This is a genomic window from Methylomonas methanica, assembly GCF_001644035.1.
Lineage (GTDB): Bacteria > Pseudomonadota > Gammaproteobacteria > Methylococcales > Methylomonadaceae > Methylomonas > Methylomonas methanica_A.
In genome coordinates this window covers 34,858-47,400 of sequence record NZ_LUUG01000105.1, presented here as the reverse complement: position 1 = coordinate 47,400, position 12,543 = coordinate 34,858, and the positions used below count along the sequence as shown (strand labels likewise).

Annotated in this window: 12 protein-coding genes and 1 pseudogene; 6 read left to right on the top strand and 7 right to left on the bottom strand. The window is 52.5% G+C overall.

Annotation, left to right across the window (positions count from 1 at the left end; all coding sequences use genetic code 11):
- The first annotated feature begins 55 nt into the window (after positions 1-55).
- From A1332_RS19470 to A1332_RS19455, 4 genes are read left to right on the top strand one after another with little or no spacing between them, the layout of a single operon-like run.
- Positions 56-460 carry an MbcA/ParS/Xre antitoxin family protein gene (locus A1332_RS19470; RefSeq protein WP_064010083.1) on the top strand — a complete coding sequence of 135 codons (405 nt, stop codon included), beginning with the start codon at positions 56-58 and terminating at the stop codon, positions 458-460.
- Positions 460-1,158, top strand: coding sequence for an RES family NAD+ phosphorylase (locus tag A1332_RS19465; protein WP_064010082.1), 699 nt, complete (start codon positions 460-462; stop codon positions 1,156-1,158). The genes A1332_RS19470 and A1332_RS19465 overlap by 1 nt, the downstream gene beginning before the upstream one ends.
- A gap of 9 nt (positions 1,159-1,167) precedes the next feature.
- Positions 1,168-1,644, top strand: coding sequence for an MEKHLA domain-containing protein (locus tag A1332_RS19460; protein ID WP_064010081.1), 477 nt, complete (start codon positions 1,168-1,170; stop codon positions 1,642-1,644).
- A gap of 40 nt (positions 1,645-1,684) precedes the next feature.
- The gene (locus tag A1332_RS19455) at positions 1,685-2,161 is read left to right on the top strand and encodes a CreA family protein (RefSeq protein WP_064010080.1); all 477 of its coding nucleotides are present in this window, start codon (positions 1,685-1,687) and stop codon (positions 2,159-2,161) included.
- Positions 2,162-2,176: 15 nt separating this feature from the next.
- Here A1332_RS19455 and A1332_RS19450 read toward each other — a convergent pair whose 3' ends face one another.
- From A1332_RS19450 to A1332_RS19420, 7 genes and pseudogenes are all read right to left on the bottom strand, one after another.
- Complete coding sequence (locus A1332_RS19450; protein WP_064010079.1) at positions 2,177-4,105, bottom strand: hybrid sensor histidine kinase/response regulator; 1,929 nt, start codon at positions 4,103-4,105, stop codon at positions 2,177-2,179.
- Positions 4,102-4,611 (bottom strand): YfiR family protein, encoded by a 510-nt coding sequence (locus A1332_RS19445; protein ID WP_064010078.1) that lies wholly within the window; start codon positions 4,609-4,611, stop codon positions 4,102-4,104. The genes A1332_RS19450 and A1332_RS19445 overlap by 4 nt, the downstream gene beginning before the upstream one ends.
- Before the next feature lie 17 nt (positions 4,612-4,628).
- The gene (locus A1332_RS19440) at positions 4,629-6,656 is read right to left on the bottom strand and encodes a TonB-dependent receptor plug domain-containing protein (protein WP_064010077.1); all 2,028 of its coding nucleotides are present in this window, start codon (positions 6,654-6,656) and stop codon (positions 4,629-4,631) included.
- Between the two features lie 179 nt (positions 6,657-6,835).
- Positions 6,836-7,684 (bottom strand): aldo/keto reductase family protein, encoded by an 849-nt coding sequence (locus A1332_RS19435; RefSeq protein ID WP_064010076.1) that lies wholly within the window; start codon positions 7,682-7,684, stop codon positions 6,836-6,838.
- 278 nt (positions 7,685-7,962) lie between these two features.
- Positions 7,963-8,402: pseudogene (locus A1332_RS19430) on the bottom strand (transposase); the annotation flags it as partial.
- Positions 8,345-8,956, bottom strand: a complete 612-nt coding sequence (locus A1332_RS19425; RefSeq protein ID WP_064010074.1) for a hypothetical protein — start codon at positions 8,954-8,956, stop codon at positions 8,345-8,347. The gene A1332_RS19425 and the pseudogene A1332_RS19430, both read right to left, overlap by 58 nt.
- A gap of 502 nt (positions 8,957-9,458) precedes the next feature.
- Entirely contained in the window at positions 9,459-10,970 is a 1,512-nt protein-coding gene (locus tag A1332_RS19420; protein WP_064010073.1) for a S8 family peptidase, read from the bottom strand.
- A 137-nt stretch (positions 10,971-11,107) separates the two neighbouring features.
- Between A1332_RS19420 and A1332_RS19415 the strand changes: the two genes are divergently transcribed.
- Positions 11,108-11,581: a CYTH domain-containing protein gene (locus tag A1332_RS19415; protein WP_064010072.1), complete on the top strand. Its 474-nt coding sequence runs from the start codon at positions 11,108-11,110 to the stop codon at positions 11,579-11,581.
- A 231-nt stretch (positions 11,582-11,812) separates the two neighbouring features.
- Entirely contained in the window at positions 11,813-12,502 is a 690-nt protein-coding gene (locus A1332_RS19410) for a tetratricopeptide repeat protein (RefSeq protein WP_064010071.1), read from the top strand.
- The last annotated feature ends 41 nt before the right edge of the window (positions 12,503-12,543 follow it).

Below are 12,543 nucleotides of genomic sequence, written 5' to 3'. Positions count from 1 at the left end.
TCCATAAATAGACTTATTTTAAAGTAAAGTTTAGATAAGTTGTTTTGGAGGGCTTATGTTGTCAACCGCTCATGCGCAATTACCCGCCGATAGCGCGATGGTGGCCGGTGCCGCGTTACGGACGTTTTTCAATATCGCCGACGTCTGGCGTTTGAATGTCGAACAGGCCATGGTGCTATTGGGGCTGGATTCGCGCAGCACCTATTTTAAATGGAAGAAAAACCCGGAAACGGCCAGTCTTAACGGCGATAAATTGGAAAGGCTGTCGTATATCTTCGGCATTTATAAGGCCTTGCAGATTTTGCTGCCTAAACCCGAAGCGGCGGATGGTTGGTTGCACCAGCCCAATCACGCGGCGCTGTTCTCCGGGCAAACCGCGTTGCAACGCATGTTGTCCGGGCGGGTGGCGGATTTATACGTGGTGCGCCAGTATCTGGATGCGCAGTGCGGTTGGGCCTAATGACGGTGCCCAAGATCAGCCGGATAGACTGGCGACCTTGCTGGCGACTGATTCCCAGCCGGTTTCCGCCGACCGGCTTGTTCGATAGAGTGGCCAACCCGGCCGATCTGGGCGTGGTGTTTGCCATCGAAGCGCTGACTAACGACCGTTTGCGCGACGAAGCCGGCGAAATTAGTTTGGTCGCGGCGGCGGACCGTATTTCCGGACCGGGGACTACGCCGATCATGGCGGCGTTTACTCATCTGAATCCGGAGGGTAGCCGGTTTTGCGACGGCAGTTACGGCGTGTATTACGCTGCCAAAGACATCGATACCGCGATAGCCGAGACCTGCTTTCATCGCAAACGGTTTATGGCCGCGACTCAACAGGCACCGCTTGAAATCGACATGCGCAGTTATGCCTCCGATTTGAATGCCGATCTACACGATATTCGCGATCTGCAAGTTGAAATGCCTGATATTTACGATGCCGACACCGGCAATTATGCAGCCGCGCAGGCCTTGGCCAGGCAGTTGCGCGCGGACGGCGCAGACGGTATCGTCTATTCCAGCGTGCGGGCGGCGGGCGGCGAATGCGTGGCGGTCTTTAAACCCCGCTTGCTGGCGCCGGTCAAGCAAGGCGCGCATTATTGTTATGTGTGGGACGGCCGGCAAATCAGCGCGGTTTATAAAAAAGAACTTTACCATCCCGGTGTGTAACCGATTGCCATGCTCGATTTGCCAGCACCCAGTCCGGAAAACGATTTTTACGAAACCCATATCCAATTGTTGTTGCACAGTTATCGGCAGTTACTGGGCAAGCCCTTGCTGGAAAAGTCCGCAAGCTTGTCGCTAGGCCGGCAAGTCTATCAGGCCGATTTCGCCTTGCTGTCGCATAACACCGACGCCGATCCCTTATTTAATTACGCCAACCAAACTGCGCAGGACTTATTCGAGTTATCTTGGCCGGAGTTTGTCGGCATGCCGTCGCGTTTTTCGGCGGAACCGGTCAACCGCGAAGAGCGCGAACGCTTGCTGAATCAAGTCGCCAGCCAGGGTTATATCGACAATTATTCCGGCGTGCGTATCGCCAAATCCGGCAAACGCTTTTTGATCGAGCAGGCGGTGGTCTGGAATGTTTACGATAGTGCGCAACGCTATGTCGGTCAGGCGGCTTGTTTTAGCGACTGGCGCTTGTTACCCTGAGCCCGTCTGCCTCCATCAACTCACTGTCTGGGAGAAATTTATGCTGAAAATATCCTTAAAACGTGGCGGCCGCTTATGCTGCGGCCTATTGCTAATGCTGGCCGGTGCGGCGCAGGCCGATGAAGTGGGTTGCGTGACCACGGCCTGGAAACTGATCGGCGCCAATCACAAAGTTTGCGTCGATGTGTTCGAAGATCCGAAAATCCCCAACGTGATTTGCCATATCAGTCAGGCCAGATCCGGCGGTATTTCCGGCGGCTTGGGCCTGTCGGAAGATCCGTCGGAGTTTTCCTTGGCTTGCCGGCAAATCGGTCCTATCACATTGCCGGCCAAACTGGGTTCGGAAGAAACAGTGTTTTCGGAAAGCACCTCGCTGTTTTTCAAGTCTACCAACATTACCCGGTTGTGGGATGCCAAGCACAACACCCTGGTTTATCTGGCAATTAGCCGCAGAGTGATTGAAGGGGCGCCGGCCAACAGCGTGTCTACGGTGCCGGTGATGCCTTGGGGAAAATAGGACGTTGGAACAACTCTATCCGATGTCCAAAGGATGACCGGCAACGGGTTTAATCCATTTCAATAAAGCCTCGTAAAGCGTGGCCGGCAGAATCGGTTTGCCTATGAAGTCGTTCATGCCGGCGGCCAGGCAGTGTTGATGATCGCCGTTCATCACGTTGGCGGTCATCGCAATGACCGGTATGTCGCGGCAAGCCGGGATTTGCCGTAACAGCCGAGTAGCCTGATAGCCGTCCATCACCGGCATTTGCACATCCATCAGCACACAGTCGTAGTCGGTATGCCGCAACTTATCCAAGGCCAGTTCGCCGTTTTCGGCAATATCCACTTGTAATTGCGCTTGTTCCAGTAGCTCGATGGCGACGATGCGATTGATTTCGTTGTCTTCCACCAGCAAAACCCGCCGCCCGTGCAGCCGCGCCAATTTTCCGATGTCTATGCTGGTGCGGTGACGGCGGATTTGGAAATTGCGGATGGTATTCAAATCGGTGGCCCCAAGCAGCACGTTAAAGGTAAAGGTGGAGCCAATGCCTGGTTTGCTGCTGACTTCTATACTGCCGCCCATCTGTTCTATCAACTGTTTGGAGATGATTAAACCGAGGCCGGTCCCTCCGTAGTTGCGGGTTACACTGCTGTCGCCCTGACTGAAGGCCTGGAATAGCTTGGTTTGCTGCTCGGCGGTGATGCCGATGCCGGTGTCGCTGATCGCGAATTGCAAGCGCACCGAGTGAGTGTCGCGGCTGATTTCGCTGAAGCTGACTATTATCTCGCCGTGCTCGGTAAACTTGATGGCGTTACCGATCAGATTGATCAAAACCTGCCGCAGCCGTTGCGGGTCGCCGATCACCGCATGATACTCCGGTCCTGCGGGCGGCCTGATCAGTTGAATGCCCTTGTTCGCGCTCAGTTGCAACATCGTCGAAAACACGTGCTCCAGCATTTCTTCCAGCAGGAAGGGGATGGTTTCCATCTGCATCTTGCCGGCTTCCATTTTGGAGAAATCCAGAATGTCGCCGATCAGTGTCATCAAGGAATGCGCGGACGACTCCACCCGTTTCAGATATTCGCGCTGTTTAAAGCTCAGTTCGCTGTTCAGGCACAATTCCACCAAGCCGACAATCGCGTTCATCGGCGTGCGGATTTCATGGCTCATATTGGCCAGGAACTGGCCCTTGGCCTGATTGGCGGATTCCGCGTCCTGTTTGGCCAACTCTAGCTCCTGGGTCCGGCTGAGAACCTGGCTTTCCAAATCGGTCTCGTGCGCCTGGATTTGCGCCAACATATTATTAAAGGCTTCGGCCAAATCGCTGATTTCGTCGTTACCGGAATAATCGGAGCGCCGGCTGTAATCGTGGTCTTTCTCGATTTGCCGTGCGGTATTGGCCAATTTCAGCAAGGGACCTAAAAACGAACGCTGCAAACGCTGTACATACAACGCTACCACACTGAGGGCTATCAAGATGATGCCGGTGTTAATCACAGTGTTGAACAGCAAGGAGTGATAGGAGCGTTTCAGATCGGCAACTAGGGTAATGTGGCCGACAATCTGTTTATTTTTATGCAAAATCGGCTGTGTGATCTGCCGGGTTTTCGACAGCCAGGTCGGCCACCAGCCGTGCCAATTGGTGGCGGGTTTTTCATAACGGACCAGTGTGACGCCGCTGGGGGTTTGGATTTGCCCTGCGATGATGTCCGGATCGTGGGCCAGCGCATCCAGTACTTCCTGGGCGGTTTGATTATCGTCGAACAACAAGGCAAAACTGCTGTTTTGGCCGATCATATTGGCGGTCAAGGTCAGTTTCTGGCCTATGGTCTGCTGCAAAGCCGAATATTCCCGAATCGACAACGATACCGTCGCCACCATCAGGCTTAACATCACCATCACTCGCAGGATTTTACCCAGCTTGCGGCTGATGGAAATGCGAGGATCTGTTGACGCTGTCATTCTATTATTTCGGCCATCCGCAGTAATTTCGAACTCAGCTTTAAATCGGCTGATTTCACCGCGGCTAAATTTACCACCAGTTTTAACCTGTTGTCGCGTAGCGTAAATTGCACCATACCCCCGTGGTTAGCGAAATTTTCCACGTCGCCGACCAACAATACATGGTGTTGTCGGGCTTGCTCGGTCAATACCGGCGATAATCCGGCCAGGTCGCTTAGAAATAAGATGCTGCATTGGGCGACATCGGGGGCGTCAGCCAGATTGACATGAACGGCATTACCGTTGATTTGCTGACCTTCCAAAACCGGCAGATAGGCGCGTAACAGGCTGCGACCTTGCAAACAAATCGTCACCGGCGCGGGGTTGGGCCATTGTGCCAACTCGGCGAAATGAAACAGATAGGCAGTCTTTAATTGAAACTCGCGGCTTTGGCTATTTTCTTCCGCGCGCGCGAAACCGGCGAACCAAACGCAGATGCTGAGTAGCAAAAGGGTGAGCAGACGCATTGGCGCTATCAACCGTCTTAAAAATGCCAGGATATTTGCGCCAGATAGCCGCGTTGAATCTGGCTGGCGACCGGTATGTAAAGCACGTCGCTGAATTCAGGATGTTGATCATCCAGCAGATTTTGCCCGCTTATCGATAACTCCAGATTTTTGTGCGGGTGCCAACCCAGCCGCAAGTCCAGCGAGATATAGGCCGGAATGCTGCGTCTATCGATATACACTTCATCGACATACCGCGCCCAGGCATCCAGTTCGATTTCGCTGGTCAGGTTATACAAAGAGCGTAGCGAGACATTGTGTTGCGGATTGAAATGTTCTTCGGTGAGCGGATCGCGAAACCAGGGCTGATTTTTATCGTAATTGACCGAGAACTGGTTGGCGCTGTAAGAGCCTTGCAGCCGCCAATCGTGATTTACCCGGTAATTGACGGCCAATTCCAGGCCGTAACTGTCCACTTGCCGGTAATTGGCCACGGTCGCCTGTTTGATGGTGCCGTATGTCGGGTCGTTATAGGTGACGCCGGTAAACTTGGTGCCTTGCATCCGGTCGTAGATGTTGTAAAACAAGGCGCTATCGAGATCCAGGCTATTGGATATTTGCCAGCGCCAACCCAATTCGTAGGCCAGCAGATTTTCGGTCAGCATATCCGGGTTGGCTTTGGCTTCGAAAAAGCGGTTGGTATCGGGGATTTGTTTGAACAAACGAATGCTGTGTTGGGCCCGATTCGGCAACACCACGGCCCGAGAGACAGCAGCCCACACGCTGTGCTGCTTGTTGGGCGTCCACAGCAGTCGGGCATTCGGTTCGGTTTCCCAGCCGGTGAAAGTGAAATGTTCGACCCGGTTGCCCAGCGTCAGGGTCAGATCGTTGGACAAATCGATTTGATCCTGCAGAAACACGCCGACATTATGCTGAGTGAATTGATTCGGCTCGAAACCCAGGGTTAGCGTATTGTCGAAGCTGTCATCTATGTTTTGATAATTCAAACCCCACATCAGCTTATGGTTATCAATGGCAGGCAAGGTGTGTTGAAAATCCAGATCGTAATGCGAGCGGCTCATCCGATTCACCGCCAGTTGCCATTCGGTTTGGGTAAACGCCATATTCAGCCGCCAATCGTGGCCGCTGTCGGTGCGATGCGACCAGTTGCCCTGCAAACTGCCGGTCACACCGTCCCTGCCGAAATCGTCGTTTTGCCACAGCGGCGCGGTCGTCGAGGTTTTGCCGATGTAGTAGCCGCCCAGCCGGTAGCGGGAGACGTTGGCTTCCACCATCAATTTGTCCTGGGCGCTGAGTTGGCTATCCAGGCGAAAATTGGCGGTTTCGGTATCGCCGGTGTCGTGCGTGTCTTGCCTACCGGCCAAGTCGATGCTGGCGTCGCGCACCATGGTGCTGATCGTGCCGCGCAGAAAGGTGGATTCCGACAACTTTTGGCCGTAACGAATCCCGCCGAAACCGCGTTCCTCGGTGCCGCCGCCGGCATTGAGCAAACCGCCTTGAGTATCACGAGCCGAACGGGTGATGATGTTGATGGTGCCGTTCACGGCATTGGCGCCCCACAAGCTGCCGCTGGGGCCGCGTAACACTTCGATGCGCTCAATGTCCGGCAGCGACGGGTTTTGCTGGCCCCAATAGACGCCGCTGATTAATGGGTCGTAGATGCTACGGCCGTCTATCATCACTTGCAGTTTGTTGGCATATAGGTCGTTAAAACCGCGCGCACTCACCGCCCAATTCCAGGCGTTGATTTTGGCGACGTTCATGCCGGGCACCATGCGCAACACCTCCGGCAAGCTGGTGGCCCCGGAGCGGCGGATGTCTTCCGAGGTGATCACGAATGCGGCGGCCGGGCTGTCCTTGACCGTTTGTTCCTGCCGCGCCAGGCTGGATACTTCCAGCTCGGTAAGTTCCTCCCAACTTAAGGGTAGCAATTCGTTGGTCGCTTCGATGTCTGCCGGATTTCCTTGAGCAAGCACGTTCATATGCACCAGGCAAAGCCCGCTGCATAAGTAGGCGAATTTACGCAGATAACGGTTAATCAGCATGACATTTAGAGGCTTGGAGAGGCAAGGTTGCCGCTATTATAAAAGCCTAGACCATTAACCGGGCAAATCAGTTGATGATGGGCTGGATGAATAGAGAGGCATTGCAATTTCCCTAGTTCGCCAGGAGCGGGAAATTGGCCATTGATTTTTAGCTCTGTCGAACTGCGAGCGGCTTGGCTTTACAGTAAGGCTGTCACGGACGCACATTCCGCGCTGGTCAACTCAAACTCGAAAATAGCCAAATCCTCGCTGATATGTTCGGCGGATGTGGTGCCGGTTAAAGGCACGATGCCAATCTGCGTTAAATAGCGGAAGAATATCTGCGCCGGGCCGCGCTGGTATTTTTCCGCCAACGCTTTCACAGCGGAGTCCGCGAGAATTTTGGGGTTGGCCGTCAGCGTCCAAAAGCTTTGATAGACGATTTGCCGTTGCCGACAAAACGCCCGCAGCTGTTTATCGTAGCCGGTATCGGCATAAAACCGGTTCTGCAATACGGCGGGTTTAACTGTCGCGTTTTCGTACAAAAACTCGAACAAGGCCGGATCGTAGCAATTGCTGATGCCCAGTTGCTTGGCAGCGCCGCTTTGCTGGATAACTTCCAACGCTTGCCAAACCTCCATTAATTGTTCGCGATCCGCCAGCGGCGAATGCAATACCAAGCCATCCAGATAATCGGTATGCAGATTTTTTAACGACACTTGGAAGGACCGCGCGACTTGCTCGGGCAAGCTGGCCTTGGCGTCGTAAGGAATGCGCAGCGGATCGTGGCCGTTTAAAGGCGTGAATTTGGTTTGCAAATATAGCTCGGAGCGCTGCAAGCCCAATGCGCGGCAAGCGGCCAGCACACCTTCGCCAACGCCGGCCTCGTGATAATGCTTGGGCTGGCAAGCCGTGTCGATGCCGCGAAACCCTAGTGTTATTGCCTGTTCCACCAACGCGGCTGTCCGCTCCTGCTTCCAGGCTGTACCGTAAATAATGCCCGGCATGCGCACGCCGGCGGAGGAGAGAATAAAGTCGTTGGCGCTCATCACAGCTCCTGAAAAAGCCTTGATCTTCGGCGATCGCGGCCTGGGCGTCAATTGCCTGGATTACTAAAATCCGGGATTGCCGAGGGAAGTTATTGTGGGGTGACTGAAAAATTTGGGTTGGGTGCTTGATTTTGTCGGTTGAGTTCGGCCGATTGTGTTGAAAAAGGCGGTATTTTGAGAATAAGTCGGAAGGGCGTTTTGATTGATTGCTGTGGTTTTGCAGAAGCTGGCATGTGAGTTTTTTGCTTTCCGGTGCGTAAATACGGTTTATATTGCCGTTATGTGGGTATCAATTGGGGTACTGACTCATTGATGATCAACCTCTTCGCCATTCGCCTTAGATTTTGGGTAGTCGCTGCCAGTAGGAACTCATCTTTGGCATTACTGAAGCCTCGTAACCGCAGCTTATCCATTTTCAAGATGCGTTTGAGATGAGCAAACAGCATTTCCACCTTCTTGTGCTCCTTGCGTGACTGCTTATAAACATCGGTTTTGGTAATGGCTCGAGTGACATCACGGGCTGATTCATGGGGGGCTTTGATCGATTTGACGATTAGCCATGTTAGGACAGCACTGCTCTTTGAGCGGACAGGCCTTGGCAATCCAATTGGCTGGCGCGATAGCGTTAAGGGTTTGCCTGTTTGCTGCGCCAAGCGGGTTTCAGACACTTACTCGCTGGACAGATATACTGATTATTCTCCGCATCATAGGTGAAGTCAGTCTATTGGCTTTTGTGATGCCTGGACCTTTATCGACGAGAAAACTTGCTAGCAGCTTGGTTTCTTCGTCCTTGGTGAGTACGCGGGTTTTGGTATTTTTTACCTTGACCGTGGGCGGTTCGACGGTGCAGACGTCGTAGCCGAGTTTTTTACACAATTTAATGGTTCGAGTAATGACTCCGAGGTTGTGTTTGACCGCGGACGGCTTGCTTTCCAAGCCGCGTTTGTTGACGAATTGATACAGGAAACTGTTATCGATTCGGGTCATCGGAAGGTCCGTGTCGAAGTTGTCGTTTAACCAGTTGGAAACGCTGACCACGGATTTTTGGTAGGCGGTGTTGTCTTTGGAATAGTTGTGATGAAGCTTCAGTCCTTCCTTCAGCGAAATGGATTTACCTACCAGCTTCGATTGTTCGACGGCTTGTTTGTAGTACTCCAGATCGATCTTGGTGGCGAGCTTCTTGTCGGTCGTTTTGGTCGACTTGATGTACTTCCGACCGTTCAGGGTGAATTCCGAATAGTAGTTTTTTGAGTTGCTCCGTTTCGTAATCATTGCTATGTACTCCTTGTTGTTGAAATTTGAGTACACAATCCCTTGATTTATAAGGAAAGACAACGGGCTACCGACAATTCTTTTTAAGAATTGAGGTGGGGATTTTCTATAAATTTTGAAGGGCGGCAGCAGGGTGTGAATTTTGGTGGGATTGAGGGTGAACCAATCCGGGGCCAAATTATAACCGTCTGATTTCAATGGGATGAACCCGCAGAATTGGTGGAGTCGTAAGACACGCTGGGTAATAATAAAGAATTCCTCTGCACAATAGACAATGCAGGCTTTGCAACGTTGTCACACGGCAAATCAATAAGTTATAGGGAAAATAATTTCGCGGTTCCTTTATCTTTGCCGCGATGGATAAGGAAAAGCCTGACTAGTAAGCGGCTTCAGCTAACCTTCATGCCTGCCAGGAAGCGGGCACGACGGAATTTTGGTTTAGCTGAAGCCGCTTGCTATTCAGCTCAATGCTTGTTTTTCCCAATGCACCAAAACCGGCGGGTTATCGTTCACCGAATAACAATTTGATAGCCCGGTCGGCTTGAATCAATCCGTAGCCGGTGGCGAAGTCGAAACCCGGCTTGCCCAAGTCCACACTACTGTCGCGCAACGATCGATAAAGCTGTGGCGGCTTCAGCTCCAGGCCTTTTTGTGCGGCGGCCTGCAATAGCAAGGCGGCAACCGCTGCGGCATGAGGTGCCGCCGCCGAGGTGCCGGTGAAATTGGGTTTACCGTCGTGCTCAAGGTCAGGCCGGGTGTTGGTAAAAAAACTGGTGTTGATATTCGTGGGCGCAACGGCATCGACATGGCTGCGAATTAACGGCTGATCTAATCGAGCGCCCTGTTGATCAAACACTATCGGCACGCCGCCATGGGAAGAGTAATAGCTGGTTTGCCATAACCCAATTTTAGCTGAGGCCGTTTCCACCGCACCGACGATGAAAGCGCCGCTGGCATTCGCATGACCAAACGCCGAACTCAGGGCATTGGATGTCGCGTACTCAAGGATCGAAGGATGCTCGCTGGGCAAAGAGCTGCCGCTCAACACATACTTGATCAGGCCCGGTGCCGGACCGGCGACCAGGAAGATACGGATACCAAGGGTCTTTCGTTGAGGATTGCCTTTGTTGTCGTAGCCTGCCACTTCGATGGAATCGCCACCCAGATTATCGGTTGAGCCGCCAATCACTCGCTCGGTACTGGGTTGCTTGCAGGCAGGATCGTCGTAAAAAATGACATCCAAATCACTGGCCGAACCGGTGTTGCCGGCAATGGATTTGGCCGGTTGGTCCCACTGCAAGCTCAACACCGTAAAAATATCGGCGCCGACGGCGATGCTTTGGCAGGTATCGATTTGTTTTGGGTGTGGATTAAAATCGTGGGCAGAACCCTGTTTCAACCCCATCGGGTAAGTCTGACTATCGGAAAACGCGGCCTGATAGGTGTTTTGCCCGACATTTCCAGAGGACGAAAAATAGGCAATCCCACGCTCGAATACCAGTTGATCGATAGTCTGCGCCGCCAATCCGTCCTGAAACATCGGTTCGTGGAAAAACACGGCGTCATCGACAATGATTTGCGCGCCGCTGTCGGCTACCCGATTCAGCGCCTGGTTGAAGTCGATGGCGTTATTGCCCATGGCGTGAAATACCAGTTTGGCGTTGGGCGCCAAATCGTGAATCACCTCCAACATCGCCCGGCCTTCGTCAATGGCGTGTTCGCTTTGGCAGTCGGCTTCGCGCAAGACAACCACCTCAGCCGGTAATTCGCCTTGCTGTTGGCCGGCAGTCGCGCCGCGCAGGCAATTATAGCTATCGCTGATCACACCAATAGTTATTCCCGCACCATTTAATCCGTACAGTGCTCGGACTCGGTCCGCGCGGACCAGTGAGTCCCCTTGACTAATGACCGGCGCTTGAAGTTTGACTTCAGACAGGCCCGTCAAAGGTATGCCGCTTAAAACGAATAGGCATAAAAAGTATGAAAAAAAGCGACGCGAGTTAATGGCTTTCATGAATCCTTTTATTTGATGGGGCCAAGTGTTATCAGACTAACTTTAGCCAAACAACGCCCGCACAGCCAAGCCGGACGCTATTCCGGCATAATAAGCCACTCAAACAAACCATATTTATAAGCCTGAGGAGCAACGGCATGGCACTTGAAGTTGAACATAAGTTTTTACTGGCGAACGACGACTGGCGCGGTGAAATTGATCATTCCGTACATTACAAGCAGGGCTATTTAAGCAGCAGTCCGCTCAGTTCGGTGCGCGTGCGGATTTCCGACAGCCAGGCCTGGCTGAACATCAAGAGCGCCACTATCGGCACCCATCGTCAGGAGTTCGAATACGAAATTCCGTTAAGCGACGCCAATAGTATTCTCGACGAGCTATGTCACAAGCCGCTGGTCGAAAAGATCCGCTATTTTGTTTATCGCGACCGGCATGTTTGGGAAATTGACGAGTTTATGGGCGATAACCAAGGTTTGATTGTCGCCGAAATCGAATTATCGGCAGTGGGCGAGGCCTTTGTTAAGCCGGACTGGGTCGGCATGGAAGTTACTGACGATCTACGATACTACAACAATAATCTCTGCAAGCATCCGTTCAAGGATTGGGGCAAATAACAAGCAACAATCCAGGCACGCGATAAAAGCTGCCATTTTCGGGTTTTTGCGCCGGTTGTTGCAAAACTGGGACAAGATATTCACAGAGTCGCTACAGCACTACAAACATAGAGCTAACCATCCTCACCAAAGCCTGGCGCTTAGCGAATTTTGGTCATAGGCAATACATTGTTAAAACAATAATTTAAAGGACGTATTGAAATCCAAAATGCAATGCTCTATATTGAATGTATGAGCAAAGCTACTATTGTTGTTTTATTGATACTTTTTGCCGGTCCGCTGCGAGCCTCGGAGCTGACGACCGCTATCGCCCATTTGGAAAGCGATTGGGCCAGCGTTTATTATCAAAGCGACGAAACCCGGCAGAGACAAACCTATCCGCAATTGCTGGAAAAAGCCGCCGAACTGACCAAACGCTACCCGAATTCCGCCGAGCCGAAAATCTGGCAAGCGACGATTATCGCCACCAATGCGGCGTTTCAATCCTCTCTGAGTGCCTTGTCCAGCCTGCAAACCGCCAAGACGCTGTTGGAAGAAGCCATTGCCCAAAATCCCAGTGCCTTGGATGGTGCGGCTTATGTCACGCTGGGCACGCTGTATTACATGGTGCCTGGCTGGCCGGTATCTTTTGGGGATAATCAGCTCGCCGAGCAAATGTTGAAAGCCAGCTTGAAAATTAATCCTAACGGTATCGACGCCAATTACTTTTACGCCGATTATTTACTACAACAGGATCGTAGCGCGGAAGCCGAGGAATATTTGCACAAGGCCATCCAGGCTCCGTTGCGCAAGCAGCAAGTGTTTGCCGATAGCCAGTTGCAAAACGAGGCTAAACTCGCGCTGGCGCATACCCAGCAGCGTAAATCCAACGCCGGCAAAAATAAATTTCAATCGTTGTTCACTTCCGCGACAGCCGACTAAATCCGCCTGGCCCGTTTGCCTTTGGATGTAGAATAACCCTA

Excerpts from the sequence above, each read along its gene's own strand:
- A1332_RS19420 (WP_064010073.1), bottom strand. The coding sequence starts at position 10,970 with ATGAAAGCCATTAACTCGCGTCGCTTTTTTTCATACTTTTTATGCCTA.
- A1332_RS19470 (WP_064010083.1), top strand. The coding sequence starts at position 56 with ATGTTGTCAACCGCTCATGCGCAATTACCCGCCGATAGCGCGATGGTG.
- A1332_RS19450 (WP_064010079.1), bottom strand. The coding sequence starts at position 4,105 with ATGACAGCGTCAACAGATCCTCGCATTTCCATCAGCCGCAAGCTGGGT.
- A1332_RS19415 (WP_064010072.1), top strand. The coding sequence starts at position 11,108 with ATGGCACTTGAAGTTGAACATAAGTTTTTACTGGCGAACGACGACTGG.
- A1332_RS19455 (WP_064010080.1), top strand. The coding sequence starts at position 1,685 with ATGCTGAAAATATCCTTAAAACGTGGCGGCCGCTTATGCTGCGGCCTA.
- A1332_RS19440 (WP_064010077.1), bottom strand. The coding sequence starts at position 6,656 with ATGCTGATTAACCGTTATCTGCGTAAATTCGCCTACTTATGCAGCGGG.
- A1332_RS19460 (WP_064010081.1), top strand. The coding sequence starts at position 1,168 with ATGCTCGATTTGCCAGCACCCAGTCCGGAAAACGATTTTTACGAAACC.
- A1332_RS19425 (WP_064010074.1), bottom strand. The coding sequence starts at position 8,956 with ATGATTACGAAACGGAGCAACTCAAAAAACTACTATTCGGAATTCACC.
- A1332_RS19465 (WP_064010082.1), top strand. The coding sequence starts at position 460 with ATGACGGTGCCCAAGATCAGCCGGATAGACTGGCGACCTTGCTGGCGA.
- A1332_RS19445 (WP_064010078.1), bottom strand. The coding sequence starts at position 4,611 with ATGCGTCTGCTCACCCTTTTGCTACTCAGCATCTGCGTTTGGTTCGCC.
- A1332_RS19410 (WP_064010071.1), top strand. The coding sequence starts at position 11,813 with ATGAGCAAAGCTACTATTGTTGTTTTATTGATACTTTTTGCCGGTCCG.
- A1332_RS19435 (WP_064010076.1), bottom strand. The coding sequence starts at position 7,684 with ATGAGCGCCAACGACTTTATTCTCTCCTCCGCCGGCGTGCGCATGCCG.